This window comes from Kitasatospora sp. NPDC008115 (assembly GCF_042957205.1).
GTDB lineage: Bacteria > Actinomycetota > Actinomycetes > Streptomycetales > Streptomycetaceae > Kitasatospora.
In genome coordinates this window covers 33,667-51,439 of the sequence record NZ_JBIBHU010000029.1, presented here as the reverse complement: position 1 = coordinate 51,439, position 17,773 = coordinate 33,667, and the positions used below count along the sequence as shown (strand labels likewise).

21 protein-coding genes are annotated in these 17,773 nt (G+C 73.8%); 8 read left to right on the top strand and 13 right to left on the bottom strand.

Features of this window, described 5'->3' with window-relative positions; all coding sequences use genetic code 11:
- Positions 1-269: 269 nt before the first annotated feature.
- Positions 270-1,274: a YihY/virulence factor BrkB family protein gene (locus ACFZBX_RS30075; RefSeq protein WP_391536971.1), complete on the top strand. Its 1,005-nt coding sequence runs from the start codon at positions 270-272 to the stop codon at positions 1,272-1,274.
- A 5-nt stretch (positions 1,275-1,279) separates the two neighbouring features.
- Here the strand turns inward: ACFZBX_RS30075 and ACFZBX_RS30070 are convergent, their stop codons facing one another.
- Positions 1,280-2,365, bottom strand: coding sequence for a mechanosensitive ion channel family protein (locus ACFZBX_RS30070; protein WP_391536970.1), 1,086 nt, complete (start codon positions 2,363-2,365; stop codon positions 1,280-1,282).
- A gap of 245 nt (positions 2,366-2,610) precedes the next feature.
- Here ACFZBX_RS30070 and ACFZBX_RS30065 point away from each other — a divergent pair, with 245 nt between their 5' ends.
- Entirely contained in the window at positions 2,611-2,979 is a 369-nt protein-coding gene (locus ACFZBX_RS30065) for a PRC-barrel domain-containing protein (RefSeq protein WP_391536969.1), read from the top strand.
- Positions 2,980-3,036: 57 nt separating this feature from the next.
- Here the strand turns inward: ACFZBX_RS30065 and ACFZBX_RS30060 are convergent, their stop codons facing one another.
- Together ACFZBX_RS30060 and ACFZBX_RS30055 are read right to left on the bottom strand one after the other, a co-directional pair.
- On the bottom strand, positions 3,037-3,345 hold the full coding sequence (locus ACFZBX_RS30060) for a YkvA family protein (protein WP_391536968.1): 309 nt from the start codon (positions 3,343-3,345) through the stop codon (positions 3,037-3,039).
- Positions 3,346-3,438: 93 nt separating this feature from the next.
- On the bottom strand, positions 3,439-3,957 hold the full coding sequence (locus tag ACFZBX_RS30055) for a phosphoribosyltransferase (RefSeq protein WP_391537017.1): 519 nt from the start codon (positions 3,955-3,957) through the stop codon (positions 3,439-3,441).
- Between the two features lie 154 nt (positions 3,958-4,111).
- Between ACFZBX_RS30055 and ACFZBX_RS30050 the strand changes: the two genes are divergently transcribed.
- Positions 4,112-4,978 carry an NAD-dependent protein deacetylase gene (locus ACFZBX_RS30050; protein WP_391536967.1) on the top strand — a complete coding sequence of 289 codons (867 nt, stop codon included), beginning with the start codon at positions 4,112-4,114 and terminating at the stop codon, positions 4,976-4,978.
- Positions 4,979-4,995: 17 nt separating this feature from the next.
- Here the strand turns inward: ACFZBX_RS30050 and ACFZBX_RS30045 are convergent, their stop codons facing one another.
- Positions 4,996-5,439, bottom strand: a complete 444-nt coding sequence (locus tag ACFZBX_RS30045; RefSeq protein ID WP_391536966.1) for an SRPBCC family protein — start codon at positions 5,437-5,439, stop codon at positions 4,996-4,998.
- A gap of 168 nt (positions 5,440-5,607) precedes the next feature.
- Between ACFZBX_RS30045 and ACFZBX_RS30040 the strand changes: the two genes are divergently transcribed.
- Positions 5,608-6,075, top strand: a complete 468-nt coding sequence (locus ACFZBX_RS30040; RefSeq protein WP_391536965.1) for a nuclear transport factor 2 family protein — start codon at positions 5,608-5,610, stop codon at positions 6,073-6,075.
- 25 nt (positions 6,076-6,100) lie between these two features.
- Here the strand turns inward: ACFZBX_RS30040 and ACFZBX_RS30035 are convergent, their stop codons facing one another.
- Entirely contained in the window at positions 6,101-6,703 is a 603-nt protein-coding gene (locus ACFZBX_RS30035) for a GNAT family N-acetyltransferase (RefSeq protein ID WP_391536964.1), read from the bottom strand.
- 255 nt (positions 6,704-6,958) lie between these two features.
- Between ACFZBX_RS30035 and fabV the strand changes: the two genes are divergently transcribed.
- Positions 6,959-8,176: an enoyl-[acyl-carrier-protein] reductase FabV gene (gene fabV / locus ACFZBX_RS30030; RefSeq protein WP_391536963.1), complete on the top strand. Its 1,218-nt coding sequence runs from the start codon at positions 6,959-6,961 to the stop codon at positions 8,174-8,176.
- Positions 8,177-8,201: 25 nt separating this feature from the next.
- Here fabV and ACFZBX_RS30025 read toward each other — a convergent pair whose 3' ends face one another.
- On the bottom strand, positions 8,202-8,681 hold the full coding sequence (locus tag ACFZBX_RS30025; RefSeq protein WP_391536962.1) for an erythromycin esterase family protein: 480 nt from the start codon (positions 8,679-8,681) through the stop codon (positions 8,202-8,204).
- Positions 8,682-8,935: 254 nt separating this feature from the next.
- The gene (locus ACFZBX_RS30020) at positions 8,936-9,199 is read right to left on the bottom strand and encodes a hypothetical protein (protein WP_380763834.1); all 264 of its coding nucleotides are present in this window, start codon (positions 9,197-9,199) and stop codon (positions 8,936-8,938) included.
- A gap of 340 nt (positions 9,200-9,539) precedes the next feature.
- On the opposite strand from ACFZBX_RS30020, the gene ACFZBX_RS30015 reads away from it, so the two are divergent.
- Complete coding sequence (locus tag ACFZBX_RS30015) at positions 9,540-9,764, top strand: oleate hydratase (RefSeq protein ID WP_391536961.1); 225 nt, start codon at positions 9,540-9,542, stop codon at positions 9,762-9,764.
- 152 nt (positions 9,765-9,916) lie between these two features.
- Here the strand turns inward: ACFZBX_RS30015 and ACFZBX_RS30010 are convergent, their stop codons facing one another.
- From ACFZBX_RS30010 to ACFZBX_RS30000, 3 genes are all read right to left on the bottom strand, one after another.
- On the bottom strand, positions 9,917-10,072 hold the full coding sequence (locus ACFZBX_RS30010; RefSeq protein ID WP_380297911.1) for a DUF6131 family protein: 156 nt from the start codon (positions 10,070-10,072) through the stop codon (positions 9,917-9,919).
- 148 nt (positions 10,073-10,220) lie between these two features.
- Complete coding sequence (locus tag ACFZBX_RS30005; RefSeq protein ID WP_391536960.1) at positions 10,221-10,520, bottom strand: WhiB family transcriptional regulator; 300 nt, start codon at positions 10,518-10,520, stop codon at positions 10,221-10,223.
- A 95-nt stretch (positions 10,521-10,615) separates the two neighbouring features.
- Entirely contained in the window at positions 10,616-10,984 is a 369-nt protein-coding gene (locus ACFZBX_RS30000; RefSeq protein WP_391536959.1) for an SsgA family sporulation/cell division regulator, read from the bottom strand.
- Between the two features lie 233 nt (positions 10,985-11,217).
- Here ACFZBX_RS30000 and ACFZBX_RS29995 point away from each other — a divergent pair, with 233 nt between their 5' ends.
- Entirely contained in the window at positions 11,218-12,000 is a 783-nt protein-coding gene (locus tag ACFZBX_RS29995) for a hypothetical protein (protein WP_391536958.1), read from the top strand.
- A 37-nt stretch (positions 12,001-12,037) separates the two neighbouring features.
- Here the strand turns inward: ACFZBX_RS29995 and ACFZBX_RS29990 are convergent, their stop codons facing one another.
- The 3 genes from ACFZBX_RS29990 to ACFZBX_RS29980 form a co-directional block, all read right to left on the bottom strand.
- Positions 12,038-12,520 (bottom strand): ATP-binding protein, encoded by a 483-nt coding sequence (locus ACFZBX_RS29990; protein ID WP_391536957.1) that lies wholly within the window; start codon positions 12,518-12,520, stop codon positions 12,038-12,040.
- A 128-nt stretch (positions 12,521-12,648) separates the two neighbouring features.
- Positions 12,649-13,044: an STAS domain-containing protein gene (locus tag ACFZBX_RS29985; protein WP_391536956.1), complete on the bottom strand. Its 396-nt coding sequence runs from the start codon at positions 13,042-13,044 to the stop codon at positions 12,649-12,651.
- Positions 13,045-13,159: 115 nt separating this feature from the next.
- Positions 13,160-14,032: a SigB/SigF/SigG family RNA polymerase sigma factor gene (locus tag ACFZBX_RS29980; protein ID WP_391536955.1), complete on the bottom strand. Its 873-nt coding sequence runs from the start codon at positions 14,030-14,032 to the stop codon at positions 13,160-13,162.
- A gap of 233 nt (positions 14,033-14,265) precedes the next feature.
- Between ACFZBX_RS29980 and ACFZBX_RS29975 the strand changes: the two genes are divergently transcribed.
- Positions 14,266-17,748: a HAMP domain-containing protein gene (locus ACFZBX_RS29975; RefSeq protein ID WP_391536954.1), complete on the top strand. Its 3,483-nt coding sequence runs from the start codon at positions 14,266-14,268 to the stop codon at positions 17,746-17,748.
- The last annotated feature ends 25 nt before the right edge of the window (positions 17,749-17,773 follow it).

Genomic DNA, 17,773 nt, shown 5'->3' with positions numbered 1-17,773 from the left:
ACGATCCGTCATCGGTGACCGGCGGGTAACGGCCGTCCGGCCGGGCGCGCCTGCCCCAAGGTCCACCCGCACCTGCCCGCGCCCGTGACAACCGGCGGGCGGGCCCACCCCGTCGCTACCCGGGTGACTCCCCGCCCCACCGGCGGCCTTCGGCTCCCGGCGCAGCACGACCCGCCCGAACGGGCAGCGCGGTGCCGCACGCCGATCCACCGGGATCCGGAGGAGCGGGCCCAGGTGTCCCGCCGCGCAGCGCGGGCAGACGCGCGGGCGTGAATCCGATCGAACGCGCCCTTCGCGCGCTGGACGGCCTCCAGCAACGCCACCGTCCGTCCGCCGTCGTGGTCGGCGTCCTCAAGAAGTACGGGGACGACCGCGGCGGGCTGCTCTGCGCGCTGCTCACCTACTACGGCTTCGTCGCGCTCGTCCCGCTGCTGCTCCTGCTCAGTACCGTGCTCGGATTCGTGCTGCACGGCCGTCCGGGCGCCCAGCAGGCCGTCGTGGACTCCGCGCTCGCCGACTTCCCGATCATCGGCGACCAGCTGCGCCAGAGCACCCACGCGCTCCAGGGCAGCGGCCTGGCGCTGGTCATCGGCGTGCTGGGCCTGCTCTACGGCGCCCTCGGCGTCACCCAGGTGCTCCAGCACGCGATGGCCGAGATCTGGAACGTGCCGGGCGTGCGCCGGCCCGGCTACTTCCCCCGGCTGGCCCGCGGCCTGCTGCTGTTCGCCGTCCTGGGCGCCGGGCTGCTGCTGACCACGGCCGGCGCCGCCCTGGTCGGCACCACGCTGGGCGGGCTGCCCGCACGGATCGGGGCACTCGTCGTCTCGGCGCTCCTGAACACCGCCCTGTGCCTGGCGTGCTTCCGGGTCCTCACCCCCTCCGAGGTGCCGACCCGGTCGCTGTGGCCGGGCTGCCTGCTGGCCGGACCGCTGTTCACCGCGCTCCAGACGTTCGGCTCACTGCTGGTCGCGCACCAGCTGCGGCACGCCGGCCAGGTCTACGGCTTCTTCGCGACCGTGATCGGCCTGCTCTCCTGGCTCTACCTGACCGCGCAGGTCACCGTCTACGCGGCGGAGACCGACGTCGTCCTCGCCCGCCGCCTCTGGCCCCGCAGCCTCCTCCAGCCCCCGCTGACCGACGCCGACGAACAGGTCCTCGCCTCCGTCGCCCGCCAGGAGGAACGCCGCCCCGAGCAGCACGTCGACGTCTCCTTCCAGGACTCCGACGACGGGGACGGCCCCACCGGCGGGGACCGCCCCGACAAGGCGGGGTGAGCGGCCTACCGGGCCGCGGGGTCCGGGCGGGCGGGATCCGGGCGGACGGGGTCCGGGCGGGGGCCGGGGGCGTCGGTCACCGAGACCCGGGGGAGGGCGTAGGCGTGGTGGTCGCGGAGGTAGCCGATGAGGTGCTCGCGCAGTTGGCAGCGGAGTTCGTAGGCGTGGTCGGCGTTGGCGGCGGTGGCGAGGGCCCGCACCACGATGGTGGTGGGCGTGGTGTCGACCACCTGGAGGGCGCTGCCCTCGCCGTCCCACAGCGGGTTGCCGGCCAGGAAGGCGTCGAACTCCTCGCGGAGCTTGCCGACCGGGGCGTGGTGGTCGAGGTGGAGCAGGGCCGTGCCGGTGATCCGGCTGGAGCGGCGGGACCAGTTCTCGAACGGGCGGCCGACGAAGTAGGACATCGGCATCACGATCCGCCGCTGGTCCCAGGTCGCGATCACCACGGCGGTGAGGGTGATCTCCTCGACCGTGCCCCACTCCCCCGCGACCACGACGACGTCCCCGATCCGGGCGAGGTCGCCGAACGCCATCTGGACGCCGGCGAAGACGTTGGCGAGGGTGCTCTGCGCCGCCACGCCCGCCACCACGCCGACCAGGCCGGCCGAGGCGAGCAGGCTGGTGCCGACGCCGCGCACCGCGGGGAAGGTCATCAGGACGGCGCCCAGCGTCACCAGGCCGATCACCGCCTGGCAGATCCGGCCCAGCAGGTCGGCCTGGGTCCGGGCGCGGCCCGCCCAGTCGGGGTCCCGGCGGTGCACGGCGAGCCGGACCGTGCCGTCCACCAGCAGCGCCACCACCCGGGCGCAGAGCCAGCCGCCGCAGGCGATCGCGGCGACCAGCACCAGGTGCCGCAGGCCGTCCCGGGTGGCGAGCGGCGCGTCGATCCACGGCAGCGCCCCGAGCACCAGCAGGCACGCCGTCAGCGCGAGCAGAGGGCGGCGGCACCGGGCGAGCACGCGCGGCACGCCGGTGCTGCGGCCGCCCGCCGTCAGCCGCCGGGCCGCGGCCAGCGCGGCCCGGTCCGCGCCGTACGCCAGGAGGACCGCCGCCAGGCCGGCCAGCGCCAGCCGTACCAGACTCCACCCCATGTCCCGCTCCCCTCTCGGGTCCCTCCTCGTGGGCGCCCGGGCACGCGCCCGACCCGCGGTCCCGTCTTTCCCGGCTCGGACCGCGCACACCTGGCACCTGCCACCCGGTTGGGCCCTGTCACCTGGTTGAGCCCTGTCACCTGCCGCCGTGGTGGCATGGATCGCGCCGCCCGGGGCACCCGACCCCCGCGCACCCGCCGCGCCGGGGCGCATCACCGGCCCAACGACGGAAGGGAGAAGGACACATGGACGAGGACGTCAACCTCTGGCGGTTCCGCGACACTTCCGGCCACACCGCCGGCACCGACCTCATCGGGTTCCACGTGGAGGCCGTCGACGGCCCCGTGGGCAAGGTCGACAAGCTCTCCGAGGAGGTGGGCTCGCAGTACCTGGTCGTCGACACCGGCCCGTGGATCTTCGGCCGCCTGGTGCTGCTCCCGGCCGGGACGGTCATCCGGATCGAGATCGGCGAACAGAAGGTCTACGTGGACCGCACCAAGGACGACATCAGGAACAGCCCCACCATGGGCGCGGCCGAGTCCGACCTGGGCCCCGACTTCCGCGACCGCTACGCGCTCTACTACTCCCCCTTCTACGGCGGTCGCATCATGTGACGCCGGCGGGAGGCTCGGCCACCGGGGCCGGGGACCGCCCTCAGCCCCGGTGGCCGGTCAGGCCGGTCCGTACCGGTCGGCCCCGCCCGGTCCGCGCGATGCCTGCCCGACCGCCTTGTGCAGGGTGCGCAGGGCCACCAGGAGCAGCCCGATGTCGTCCAGCAGGACCGGGTCCGGGAGCAGGTCGACGGGGCTGACCAGGTAGGCGACGGACGCCCAGAACAGGACCTTGGCCGACATGGGGACGCCGGTCGACGCCAGCAACCGCCGTGCCCGGACCAGCTTCACGACCAGGACCACCGCGATCGCCAGGGACACGGCCACCAGCGCGCCGCCGACCCACCACAGAACGCCGCCACCGTCCATCGGCCCACCTCCCGCTCGCTCCCGCACGACCCTGCCCAGGGTACGGAAGACGCCGGCCGGACGCCGAACGGTCCGGCCGGACGCGTCCTGCGGTCAGGCGTCGAGGACTCCGCCCGCGCGCCTGACGACCGGCGCCTCCGTCGACCACGGGAAGTTGATCCAGTCGTCGGTCCGCTTCCACACGTACTCGCACTGCACGAGGCTGTGCGACTTCTCGTAGATCACGGCCGAGCGCACCTCGGCGACGTGGCCGAGGCAGAAGTCGCGCACCAGCTTCAGCGTCTTCCCCGTGTCGGCGACGTCGTCGGCGATCAGGACCTTCTTGTCGGTGAAGTCGATCGCCTCGGGAACGGGCGCCAGCATCACGGGCATGTCGAGGGTCGTGCCCACCCCCGTGTAGAACTCGACATTCACGAGATGAATGTTCTTGCAGTCCAGCGCGTAGGCCAGCCCCCCTGCCACGAACACACCGCCACGGGCGATGCTCAGGATGAGATCGGGCTCGAACCCGTCATCCGCCACCGCCTGCGCCAGCTCGCGTACCGCCCGACCGAACGCCGGATAATCCAGGACTTCTCGTACATCGCTCACCCGCACATTCTCCCCCGGCATTGACCGGCCGACGGACACCGGCGCATGTGGCCATCGCCGGGACAGGAAATTCTTCGGCGAAGACCCTCTGAAGTGAGGTCGCCCCACCGTCGGGAGACGAAGATTCTTTCGTCTCCCCCGACCGACCGGGCCATCCGGGGCTACCCTCGGCGGTATGGAAGCGTCGGACGCCAACGCCCCGGAGGGTCCCGTCACCTCCGCCGGGCTCGCGGGGCTGGTGGGGATGCTGGAGCGGCGCGACGCGGTGGTGCTCAGCGGGGCCGGGCTGTCCACCGAGTCCGGCATCCCCGACTACCGGGGTGCCACCGGCCTCCGCCGCACCGGGACGCCGATGACCTACCAGGAATTCACCGGCGGCGAGGCCGCCCGCCGCCGCTACTGGGCCCGCAGCCACACCGGCTGGCCGCTCTTCGCCCGGGCCCGGCCGAATGCCGGGCACCGCGCGGTGGAACTCCTGCGCCGCTCGGGCCACGTCGGGGCGGTCATCACCCAGAACGTCGACGGACTCCACCACGCGGCCGGCACCCGCGAGACCGTGGAACTGCACGGCGGGCTCGACCGGGTCGTCTGCCTCGACTGCCGGCGCACCAGCTCGCGGTCCGAACTCGACCGGCGCCTTGAGGAGTTGAACCGGGGCTTCCGCCGGCCGGGCGCCGTGCTGCGCCCCGACGGTGACGCGCAGCTGCCGCAGGAGCAGGTGGACGGCTTCCGCGTCGCGCCCTGCGCGGACTGCGGCGGCGTGCTCAAGCCGGACGTGGTGTTCTTCGGCGAGAACGTACCCGCCGACCGGGTCGAGCGCTGCTACGAACTGGTCGACGCCGCCGGCTCGCTGGTCGTCCTCGGCTCCTCGCTCACGGTCCTGTCCGGCCTGCGCTTCGTCCGCCGCGCCGCCCGCGCCCGGCTGCCCGTCGCCATCGTCAACCAGGGCCCCACCCGCGGCGACGACCTCGCCGCGCTCCGCCTCGACCTGCCGCTGGGGCCCGCCCTGACCGAGGCCGCCCGCCTGCTCGGCGCCGGCTGAGGCGACCGCTCAACAGTTCACGACCGCTCGACGGCCGCCTTGATCCGGGCGCCGAACGCGGGCGCGTCCTTGCGCGCCGCAAGCAGGGCGGGCTTGAGCAGCAGCCGGCCGAGGCCGTGGCCCTCCAGCTCGTTGAAGATCCGCACCCGGGTGCGGCCGTCCGGCAGCGGCTCCAGGTCGTAGCCGCCGTCCGCGGTGATCAGGTTCCGGCTCCGCTCGCTCCAGCGGATCGTGCGCGGCTCCTCCAACCGGGTGATGCGGAACTCCCGGGAGGTCTTCATCCCGGCGTCCTTCACCCGGCTCCGGAAGACCGTCCCGACGGCGGTCGGGCCGTCCGGCGACTTGTCGATCTCCAGCACCCTGGGGCTGAACTCCGGGTCGTGCCGGCCGTCCGCCAGGTAGGCGAAGACCTCCTCCACCGGGCGGTCGACCTCCACGGTCGCCTCGAACTGTCCGGACATGTCGACTCCTCGCTGTGCGGGCACTCCCAGGATCCCAGAGCCCGCCCGGCCCCACCCGTTCCCGGCCGGGCATGACCTCGGAGGTCATCGACGTCCGGCGGGCCCTCGGGGAGGATGGCGATCACCGCGCCGGAGGACGGCGCGGACCATGACGGGGAGGAACCTCGGATGACCGCGACCACGCCTACCACGACCGCCGGAACCCGGGCCGTACTGGAGGAACTGCTGCGCCGGATCGGCGAGGGCGACCCGGAGCGCATCGCCGAGCTGTACGCGCCGCAGGGGGACTGGAAGCTCGACTGGCCCGAGGAGGAGCACGGCCGAGCCGAAACCCCCTGGATCCGCCACCGCAGCACCCGCGCCGACGCCGCCGCGCACTACCGCGAGCTCGCCGAGCACCATGTACCCGGCGCCGCCGCGACCACGGTCGAGCGCATCCTCGTCGACGGCGACGACGCCGTCGTCCTCGGCGAGATCCGCCAGACCGCCCGCTCAACCGGCCGCCCCTACCGCGCCCGCTTCGCCCTCCACCTGACCGTCGAACAGGGCCTGATCACCCGCCACCACGTCTACGAGGACAGCCTCGCCGTCGCCCGCGCCTTCACCCCCGCCACTCCGGCCACCCCGGCCGCGTGATCGGCGCGGGCGGGGGGCCCAGCGGTCAGACGTCCCAGGCGCGGGGACGGTCCAGGGCCTCCCAGTCGGTGCGGAGCAGGGAGAGCACGGCGAGGTCGTAGCGGCGGCCCCGGTGGAAGCAGGCGGAGCGGCTGACGCCCTCGGGCACGAATCCGGACCTGGCGAGCGCGGCCAGTGCGGCGCCGTTGTCGGTGTGGGTCTCCACCGCGAGACGGTGCAGCGGGAGTTCACCGAAGGCCAGGTCGACGAGGGCGTCGAGCGCCGCCGTGCCGTAGCCGCGGCCGCGGTGTCCGGGGTCCAGCACCAGCTCCACGTGGGCCGTTCCGTTGACCAGGTCCTGGTCGGTCAGCGCGATGTGGCCGATCGGGACGCCGCTCGGGAGCAGGACGAGGAAGTCGTCGCGGTCATTGTTGTCGCGGTCGCGCTCGACACGCTCGCGCAGCTCGGAGAGCGACCGCGGCCAGAAGCCGATCTCGTGCGCCGCCACCGGGTCGGAGCGCCAGCCCTGCAGCAGCTCGGCGTCCTCGACGTCGAGTACCGCGAGGCCGACGGACGCGTTGCGCCAGCTGACCACCCGCGTTTCCTCGTCGTCGAAGTCCGTGTCCGTGGTCCCGCCGTCCTCGATCATGGCCGGATGCTACCGGGCCCCGGGGGGCAGCCTCGACCTGCCCGACTACGCGGCCGGGTCGTCGGACGCCGCCCCCGGGTCCTGACCGGTCCGGCCGGCTCCCCGCCGGCGCCGTGGTGGGAACACTCCAAGATCGGCCGGTGATCGTTGTTCCCCGACGCGGGGCCCGGCCCGGCCGGTCCTGGCACAGACTGGCGGAGCGTGACGGCCCCGGCGGCCTCCGCGTCCCTCCCCGCCGACCCAAGGACCACCGTCGTGAACTCGCGCGTTCTCACTCCCCGCAACCGGGGCTTCCTCTTCCTGGACTCCCACCCGGCGGGCTGCCGCCGGGTGGTGACCGACATGTGGGAGGACTGCCCCACCGCGCCCGGCCTGCCGCCGGAGGACGCGGGGCCGGTGGCGCTGGTCATCGGGTCCTCCGCCGGATACGGCCTCGCGGCCACCGTCGCCGGACTCAAGCGGGCCGGTATCCGGGGCATCGCGGTGTCCTTCGAGAAGGCCCCCACCGAGCGGCGCACCGCCACGGCGGGCTGGTACCGCACCGCGGCCACCGCCGAACTCGCCCGCGACGCCGGGCGGGACCTGGTCTTCCTCAACGGCGACGCGTTCTCCGACGCGATGAAGGAGCAGGTCGCCGACCTCGTCGAGCGGCGGTTCGGCGGCAGCCTGGACTACCTGGTCTACTCGGTGGCCGCGCCCCGGCGCACCGACCCCGACTCCGGTACGACGTACTCCTCCGTCCTCAAGCCGATCGGGCGGGCCGACCGCACCAGGACGCTGGTCTTCGACGACCGGGGCGCCCCCGAGGTCCGCGAGGTGGAGACCGGGCCGGCCGAGGGCGACGACATCGAGCAGACCGTGGCCGTGATGGGCGGCGCGGACTGGGAGCGCTGGATCGACCACCTCGCCGTCCGGGGGCTGCTGGCCGAAGGCTTCACCACCGCCGCGCTGTCGTACATCGGCTCGCCGCTGACCGCGGCGATCTACCGCCAGGGAACCATCGGCGCGGCCAAGGCCCATCTGGAGGCCACTGCCCGGACGCTGAACGAGCGGCTCGCCAAAGCCGTGAGCGGGCGGGCCGTGACCTCCGTCAACGGCGCCGCCGTCACCCAGTCCTCCACCGCCATCCCCGGCATCGCCCTGTACACCGGGCTGCTGCGCGGCGTCCTCGGCGAGGGCGTCGTCCCGCCCGTCCGCCAACTCGCGGCGCTGTGGGACCAGTTCACCGGGGCGGCCCCGCTCGCCCTGGACGATGAGGGCCGGATCCGCCTGGACGCGTGGGAGTTCGCCGACGGCGTCCAGGCGGCGGTGGCCGAACGCTGGGAGGCGGCGACGACCGGAACCATCGCCGGGCTCGCGGACCTCGACTGGTTCCGTGCCGAGGTGCAGCGTCTGTACGGTTTCTCGGTGCCGGGCGTCGACTACTCCGCCGAGGTCGCCACCGACGTCCCCTGGCCGGGCCACACCTTCTGACCCTGCCGCTCGTGCCGGCCCGCGGTCAGAGCTTGCGGGCCGCGTGCACCTCGTCGAGGTGGATCAGCACGTCGTAGGCCCGGTAGGCCCGGCCGACCGCGAGGCGCGGCATCGGGTCGCTGATGTAGACCGAACCGGCGTCGTAGGTCGGGCGGCTGACGTCCAGCCAGTCGCGGGCCGTGCGCGGGAGGGTGCGCAGGTCGACGTAGTGGTCGCGGTGGCGGACCCGGTCGAGGGTGTGCTCGTTCATGTCCGGCGTGGTCGGCGGCACGGTGACGGTCTTCCAGCCGCCGACCCGGACTTCGTCGTTGGTGAGGAAGGAACCGCGGTCGAAGGTGAAGCCGATGGCGACGTAGCCGCTGCCGTAGGCGTCGCGCAGGTGGGAGCCCTGCGGCTTCGGGTACATGAAGGTGTCGGTGGCGAGGTAGCCGGTGTGCCCGTTGTGCGCCGGGAGCAGGACCTTGCCACCGGTGCGGCGCTGCCACCAGGAGGTGTTGTCGGCCATCGCCCGTCGCGCAACTGCTCCGAGGCGGAGACCGAGGCCGGGTCGGCCATGTCGAGGGCGGCGAAGGCGAAGGTCTGGGCGATGTTGCGGGCGTGCTGCACGGCCCATTCGTACGCGTCGTCGCCGGGGGTGCCGCTCGCGGCGACCAGGTCGAGCGCCTGCTGGGCCCTGGCGGCGTTCTCCCAGCGCTCGGCGACGGGCCTGCCGGACGTAGGAGACGACCCGCTCGACGACGGCGTCGCGCAGGGGCCGCGTCACAGGGCGCGCAGGGCCCGCTCGCACTCCCGGCAGCGCTGCTCGGCGAGCGCCGGCGGGTACCAGGGCTCGCCCAGGCCCGGCCGGAAGTGCGCGTGCTCCATGTCCCCGGTGTCCCGCCCGCACAGGGTGCTCGGCAGCGGGTCCTCGGGCACGTCGGGGTCCGATCCGGCGGCGTGCACGGCCGCCACGGCGGGCTCGACCCCGTCGGGGCCTAGCACCCGGGCGGGTTCCAGCTCGTAGAGCACGACGATCGAGGCCATGGCACGAGGATCGTCCGCCGAGGCCGCCCGGACACCCCGGGGTGGGCTGTTCGTGGGCACCCCGCAGGGCCGCGGGCCCACCGTGCCCGGCCGTGCAACAGCCCCAAACCGGGACCAAGCGCCCGAGCCGCCAGGGACCTCCGGGCCTCGAACAGGTCCCGGTGGGCCGCTCCGCCGCTCCCCCCGGGCGCGGCAGGCCGGTGAGCACGGCGCGCAGCCGGCCGGACCGTCGGGCCCTCACCGTCCGGACCAGTCGCGTTGCCGCCGAACAGGCCGTTGGCGAGCGTGGGCGAGGCAGGCCGGCGCGCGGACGGCCGGCTCACCGGTCGAAGGAGTGCACGTGTACTGGAGCAGCGGAAACTACGAGGCGTTCGCCCGGCCTCGCAGGCCCGAGCGGGCCGACCGGGCGAGCGCATGGTTCGTCGGCGCGGGCCCGGCGTCCCTGGCGGGCCCGGCGTCCCTGGCGGGCCCGGCGTCCCTGGCGGGAGCGGCGTTCCTGGTACGCGATGCGCAGGTAGCCGGCGAGCGGATCACCGTCCCGGAGCGGCTGTGGCTGACCGGCTGAACGAGGGGCCTGCGCCGGCCTGGGACCAGTGGCGGCGGATCGCCGCCAAGGGCCCGGAGTTCGGCCGCCCCGAGGTGTTCTGCGGGAACATCGCGGGTCCGCGAACCGCTCCAGGTTCGCGGACCCGCCGGGCCGGGTGCTGCGGGCGGTGGTCAGTAGTAGTGGCGGCGTCCGCCGACGGCGTGGCCGAGGGCACCGGCGACCCACAGCACGAGGCCGATCAGGACTAGGACGATGCCGATGGTCCACAGCACCGAGATGCCGGTGACGAAGCCGATGATGAGGAGTATGACGCCGAGGACGATCACGGATGCCTCCCGGTGGATGCGGACGGGCGGAGCCCCGGAGGGCCGGTGGCCCGCCGTTCGCCGGCCGGGCCCCGGCGCTGCGTGTACCACCCTTCGCGGCGAACAAACGCGTCCGCCGCGAGGAGCGCGGCAGCGGCCGCGGGCCGCGCTACGCGCGCCGGGGGCCCGGGGCGGTGAGGTCCGTGAACAGCGCACGCCGCTCCTCCTCCGTCAGCCCGCCCCACACGCCGTAGGGCTCCCGGGTGGCTAGCGCGTACCGGCGGCACGGCACCCGCACCGGGCAGCGCGCGCAGACCGACTTCGCGTGCTGCTCGCGCTCCCTCGCGGCGGCGCCGCGCTCGTTGACCGGGTGGAAGAAGATGCTGCTGTCGACACTGCGGCAGGCTCCCTCCAGCTGCCAGTTCCAGTGCTGCTCGGCGGCTCCGGGGAGGCGGGAGATGTCGGTCACGGCGGCCCTTTCCTGACGCGGGACGGTGGTCGGTGCCGACCGGCCGTCTAACCCCGATCCGGCGGTTCATGCGTTCCGGTCGGGATGCCCCCCGGTCACGCGGACAGCAGATCGCTGATGCAGCGGTCCCAGTCGATGCGGTCGGACTCGGTGCCGACGGGCACCAGCCGGCCGGTGGCGCGCAGGAAGCGGGCGAGCGGGCGCGTCGGCGCCTTCAGCAGCGCGACCCCGTCCCGGCAGCCCAGCGCGATGAACACGTGCTCGCCGGTGCCGCTCGGCTCGATGCGGACGTCGCCCTCGCCGACCGGCCCGCGCAGTCCGGCCGCCAGCAGGTCGCGGGCCACCACCCAGACGGCGCCCTCGTCGGCCCCGAAGTCCAGTCGGACGGCGAACGGGTCGCCGGTCTCGTAGCGGCACTCGACGTGCAGGTCCCGTCCCTGTGCCTCGCCCGTGATCAGACGCATGCTCAGCTGTGCCACCATCGATTCCGACATCGGCCTCGCCCTCCCGCGACTCGTGCCGTCGAACGCTGTGCGCACCGTCTGCCCCGGTGCTGCCCGCTCATGCCACGGAATCGGCGCCCGCGCCACCCGGCGGGCACGGGGACCGTGGGTATCCGCACGGAGCGGAGCGGTCACACACGGTTCGCCCGGGTATCGCACGATTCCGCCCGCCGCCCAGCGGGCAAGCAAGGCATATGGACGACAGGCGCAACCCCGAGGTGGACGCCGCGGTCGGCCGCGCCGACGCGCGGCGGCTGACGGACGAGCTGCGCGCGGCGGTGGCGGAGCCCCGCACCGCCGCGCTGGTACTGACCCGGCGGGTGCGCGCCGCGCACCGGGGCCGGGTGTGGACGGCACTGGGCCATCCCTCCTGGGACGCCTACGCCATGGCCGAACTCGGTGTCCCACGGCCGACCGCCTACCGGCTGCTGGACCTCGCGGACACCGCCGGCGTGATCGAGGAGACGGTGGCCCGCGAGGCCGGGCCCTCGCTCGCCCACTCCTGGGACAGCTGGGCGGTACTGGACGTGCGGGCGGTGGTGGACCTGCGCGGCCGCCTGGCGGAGCTGTCCGACCTGCTCGCCGAGCGTCTGGGCCAGCTGCGCGAGGAGTCCGGCGAGGAACCCCGGGAGCCCGCCCGGGTCGCCGCCGCCGTCGCCGACGCGGTCGCCGAGCTGCGCGAGAGCCCGGACGTGCCGCCAGCCGATCTGCGCCGCGTCCCCGGGCCCGACGGGATGGACGTCGAGGCCTGGCGCACCGTGGTCGCCGAGGGGCTGGACGTGCAGAAGCGGCTGCGCGGCGGCTACCGTGAGCTGGGGCTGCTGGCCCTGCGGGTGGCACCGGGCTACGTCTCGGACCACGACGCCGAGACGGTGCTGCACCTGCTCGGCGAGGAGATCGGCAGCACCTTCGACGAGCTGCTGGCCTGCCGCCGCTACGCGCTGACCGGCGACGCCCGCGCGGTCGAGGGGCTGTGAGCCGGGGACGCGCTCCCGGCCCGTTCAGCCGCCGCGTTCAGCCGTCGTGCAGGAAGCGCGCGGTGTCGACCTCGGCCCAGATCGTCTTGCCCTGGGCGTGCGGCTCGGCGCCCCAGCGGTCGGCGGTCCGCTCCACGATGAACAGTCCGTGACCGCCGGGCAGCGCCGGGTTGTGCGGCCGGCGCGGGGTGGGCATGACGGGGCTGCGGTCGCTGACCTCGACCCGCAGCCGCGACCCGGTGACGTCGAGCACCATCTCCAGCGGGCCGCCCCCGTGCAGCATCGCGTTGGCGACCAGCTCCGCCGCCAGCAGCACCACGTCCTCGGCGGTCTCGTCGCGGGCACCGGGGCCGACGGCGGCCGGGTACCAGTCCGCGAGCGCCCCGGCGGTGAAGGTCCTGGCGTGGGAGACCGGCTTGGGGAGCCCGGCCAGGGTCAGCCGCCGGCGCTGGCCGCCCGGGGGTGCCGCGGGTCCGGCCTGCTGGGGGTCTCCGTCCAGGGTTCCCCGGCTCAGCGTCATAGGAGGGCACCCCTTCGGATCGACGGCCTTTTCCGCATGGTCGGTTTCCCGGCGGTTCCGGAATTATGCCTGCCGCCGGGCCGGACGGCACCGAACCGGCGCGGGTCCGGTCCGGTGCGCGTCACGGCTCATCCCGCGAGGGCCTCGCCGACCGACTCGTGGATGGCGAACACCGTCCGCGCCCCGGTCAGGTCGAGGACCCGCATGACCGTGGCCGGGACGGCGGCGAGTCGCAGCTCCAGGCCCGCCCGCTCCGCCGCCAGGCGGGTGCGCAGCAGGACGTTCAGGCCCGAGGAGTCGCAGAACCCCACTCCCCGAAGGTCGATCACCACGGCCGCGGGCCGTTGGGCGACCAGCTCGGCGAGGGTGTCGGCGGCCGGGGCCAGCGTCTCCACGTCGAGGTCTCCGGCCAGGGCGCAGACCACCGCGCCGTCGGGTCCGGAGCGGGTTTCCACCACCAGCCCCGGACGCGGTTGGGAGGCCGCGAGCACGGTCTCTCCCCGGTCGTTGTCGGATGGCATCATCGTCGTTCCCCTCCATGTCCGTGCCTTCCGACCATACGGAGATCACGCCCGTCGGCCAAGTGAGGGAGGGAGGACCGGGGCTGTGGCGCCCCCGGAGCCGCACCACGCGCTGCGCTCAGGCTGCTTCCATCCCTTGCCTCAGTTGTCGCAGCGTCCGGCTCAGGAGTCGCGAGACGTGCATCTGCGACAGGCCGAGGCGGGCACCGATCTGGGACTGCGTCATGTCCTCGCAGAAGCGCATGGAGAGGATCAGCCGATCGCGCTCCGGCAGGGCGGCCACCAGGGGCTTGAGGGCGACCAGGTCCTCCACGAGGCCGAGTTCCCGGTCGTCCTCGCCGAGGTGGCCGGCCAGCGGAGCGGGGCCGTCGCCGTCCTCGCCGCCGCCGTCCAGGGAGCCCGCGGTGTGGCCGTTGGCGGCGGTCAGGCCCTCGACGACCTCCTCCTGGCCGATGCCGACGTGCTCGGCCAGCTCGGCCACCGTCGGGGCGCGGTCCAGCCGCTGGGCGAGGCGCTCCTGAGCCTTGGCCAGGGTGATCCGGAGCTCCTGGAGGCGGCGCGGGACGTGGACGGCCCAGGTGGTGTCGCGGAAGTGCCGGCGGATCTCGCCGAGCACGGTCGGCAGCGCGAAGGTGGTGAACTCCACACCGAGTTCGGGATCGAAGCGGTCGATGGCCTTGATCAGGCCGAGTGCGCCGACCTGGAGGAGGTCCTCCTTGGGCTCGCGGTGCGAGTCGAAGCGGCGGATCGCGAACCGTACCAGCGAGAGGTTCATCTCGACCAGCGTGGAGCGGACGTAGGAGTACTCCCGGGTCCCCTCCTCCAGCGTCGCGAGGCGGCGCAGCAGCACCTTGGTGAGTTCGCGGGCGTCCGCGGGGGCGACCTCGCGCGGGTCCTCCACGGCCGCCAGTTCGGGCGGCAGCAGGTCGCGCAGCGCCGTCGTGGTCGACGCAGCGGCGGAAACGAGCAGTTCACCGGTGGGGGCCACCATGGGAGTCCTTCCGTCGTGTCGGCACGGTCCTGCGCCCGCTACCCCGGATGCGCGGAAGGATGCAGTCGCCGTCCGTGAAGGTTTCGCGGAGACTGCCGGACGGGCGCCGGAGCGGCGGGACCCTTGAAAGGTTGCCTCAGGCACCAACTCTTTTTCAACCGCCGTAAGGGGTGGGGTAGCCTCCGTGGCGATACCACCGCGCCCGGGGACCGGTCCGCAGACCCGTTCCCGCGGTGCCCAGGATCGGAGGCGAGCATTCGATGGCCGGCCCCACCACGTTCCACGGCCCGCAGCACGACCGGACCGGAGCGCCCGACACCGCGCGGGTGGGCGAACCCGAACTGCGGCTGCTCCTCGCGGGGTTGACGGCGGTGCGGGACGGCGACTTCGGCACCGAGCTGCCGGACGACGCGGACGGGCTGCTGGGCGAGATCGCCACCGTGTTCAACGGCATGGTCGACCAGCTGTCCCGGTTCACCTCCGAGGTGACCCGGGTGGCCCGCGAGGTCGGCACCGAGGGCCGGCTCGGCGGCCAGGCCCAGGTGCCGGGCGTCTCGGGCTCCTGGGCGGACCTCACCGACTCGGTCAACGCGATGGCCGGCAACCTCACCACCCAGGTGCGCGACATCGCCCAGGTGGCGACCGCGGTCGCCAAGGGCGACCTGTCGCAGAAGATCACCGTGGACGCCCGGGGCGAGATCCTGGAGCTGAAGAACACCGTCAACACCATGGTGGACCAGCTGTCCGCGTTCGCCGGCGAGGTGACCCGCGTCGCCCGCGAGGTGGGCACCGAGGGCATCCTCGGCGGCCAGGCCGATGTGAAGGGCGTCTCCGGCACCTGGCGCGACCTGACCGACTCGGTGAACTTCATGGCCGGCAACCTCACCGGCCAGGTCCGGGCGATCGCCCAGGTGGCCACCGCGGTGGCCGGCGGCGACCTCTCGCAGAAGATCACCGTCAACGCGCGCGGCGAGATCCTGGAGCTGAAGGAGACCATCAACACGATGGTCGACCAGCTCAGCTCCTTCGCCGACGAGGTGACCCGGGTGGCCCGCGAGGTCGGCTCCGAGGGGCGGCTCGGCGGCCAGGCCCAGGTGGAGGGCGTCTCCGGCACCTGGAAGCGGCTGACCGAGAACGTCAACCGGCTGGCCGGCAACCTCACCCGGCAGGTCCGCTCGATCGCCGAGGTGACCAGCGCCGTCGCGGCCGGCGACCTGACCCGCTCGATCACCGTGGACGCCTCCGGCGAGGTCGCCGACCTCAAGGACAACGTCAACTTCATGGTGCAGTCGCTGCGCGAGACCACCCGCGCCAACGAGGAGCAGGACTGGCTGAAGACCAATCTGGCCCGCTTCTCGGCGCTGATGCAGGGCCGGCGCGACCTGGTGGTCGTCGCCGAGTCCGTGATGGACGAACTCGCCCCGCTGGTCTCCGCGCAGTGCGGCGCCTTCTACCTCGCCGAGGAGGGCCCCGAGGGCACGGTGCTGCACCTGGTCGGCTCCTACGCGTTCCCCGACGGCGAACGCCCCACCCGCTTCCGGCTGGGCGAGTCCTTCGTCGGCCAGGCGGCGCGCAGCCGGCGGACCATCACCGTCGACTCGCTGCCGCCCGACTACCTGGCCGCCTCCTCCGGCCTCGGCCGCACCGGCTCGCTGTCGCTGGTGGTGCTGCCGATCGTGGTCGAGGAGCAGGTCCTCGGCGTCATAGAGCTGGCCTCCGTGCAGCCGTTCACCCAGGTCCACCGGGACTTCCTCGACCAGCTGATGGAGACCATCGGCGTCAACGTCAACACCATCATCGCCAACGCCCGGACCGACGAGCTGCTCGGCGAGTCCCAGCGGCTCACCGCCGAACTCCAGGCCCGCTCCGAGGAGTTGCAGGCGCGCCAGGAGGAGCTCCAGGCCTCCAACGCGGAACTGGAGGAGAAGGCCGAGCTGCTGGCCGCGCAGAACCGCGACATCGAGGCCAAGAACCTCCAGATCGAGCAGGCCCGCCAGGAGCTGGAGGACCGCGCCCACCAGGTCTCGCTGGCCTCCACCTACAAGAGCGAGTTCCTGGCCAACATGAGCCACGAGCTGCGCACCCCGCTCAACAGCCTGCTCATCCTGGCCCAGTTGCTCGCCCAGAACCCCACCAGGAACCTGACCGCCAAGCAGGTCGAGTACGCCGGCATCATCCACTCGGCCGGCTCCGACCTGCTCCAGCTGATCAACGACATCCTCGACCTGTCCAAGGTCGAGGCGGGCAAGATGGACGTCAACGTCGAGGCGGTCCCGCTGCGCGCCCTGCTCGACTACGCGGAGGCCACCTTCCGCCCGATGACCGGCCAGAAGAACCTCGCCTTCGCCGTCCGGACGGTCGACGGCGTACCGGCCGAACTCGCCACCGACGACTACCGGTTGCGCCAGGTGCTGCGCAATCTGCTCTCCAACGCGGTCAAGTTCACCGAGCAGGGCCGGATCGAGCTGCGCATCGAGCCCGCCGCGACCGCCGAACTCCCCGACGGCGTACGGCGCGAGGGCGGCCCGGTGCTCGCCTTCCGGGTGAGCGACACCGGCATCGGCATCGCGCCCCAGCACCTGGAGACCGTCTTCGGCGCCTTCCAGCAGGCCGACGGCACCACCAGCCGCAAGTACGGCGGGACCGGTCTCGGCCTGTCGATCAGCCGGGAGATCGCCTACCTGCTCGGCGGCGCGATCACCGTGGAGAGCACCCTCGGGCGGGGCAGCACCTTCACCCTCTACCTGCCCGCCGCCCGGCCCGACGCGGCCGGCCCGGCCGACGGCGCGCCGCGCCGCACACCGAGCCGCGCCCCGGAGCCGGCCGGGAACCCGGGCCGGCACCCCGACGACCGGGCGGCCGCCGAGGGGCCGCGCCGGCTGCTCGTGGTGGAGGGCCGCCCGAACGGCCTGCTCTCCCTGGTGGCGGAGAACGCCGTGGCCGACCTCGCCCGCTACGCCGGCGGGCGGCGCCAGGTGGAGATCGTCACCGCGGTCGGCGCCCAGGAGGCCGCCACCGCGCTGGCCACCTCGCCGTGCCACTGCGTGGTGCTGGAACTCGACCTGCCCGACGGCACCGCGGCGCGGTTCCTGGAGGAGATGGAGCGCGACCCGGCGCTGCACGCCGTCCCGGTGCTGGCGCACCACAACCGGGGCGTCGGCGCGCAGGACGAGCAGGACGTCCGCCGGGACCGCGGCCGTCCGCTGGAGTTCCTCTCCAGCCTGGACGAGCTGCGCGAACGCGTCGCGCTGCACATGAGCGCCGACCGCCCCGGCGCGGTGCTGCCGCTGGTGCGCGACGCCGGGCGGGACGCCGGGTGGAGCCCGCAGGCCGATCCGACGCTGGCCGGGCGCACCGCGCTGGTGGTGGACGACGACGACCGCAACCTCTACGCGCTCACCAGCATCCTGGAGCTGCACGGCCTGCGGGTGCTCCAGGCGGAGAACGGCCGGGCGGCGCTGGAGGCGCTGGCCGCCCACCCGGGGATCGACGTCATCCTGATGGACGTGATGATGCCGGAGATGGACGGGTACACGGCCACCGCGGCGATCCGCGCGATGCCCGAGCACGAGGGGCTGCCGATCATCGCCGTGACCGCCAAGGCGATGATCGGCGACCGGGAGAAGAGCCTGGCCTCGGGTGCCAGCGACTACATCACCAAGCCGGTCGAGCCGGCCGAGGTGATCGGCCGCATCAGGCACCACCTGACCCGGTAGTCCACCCGCCGCCCGACCCCAGGAG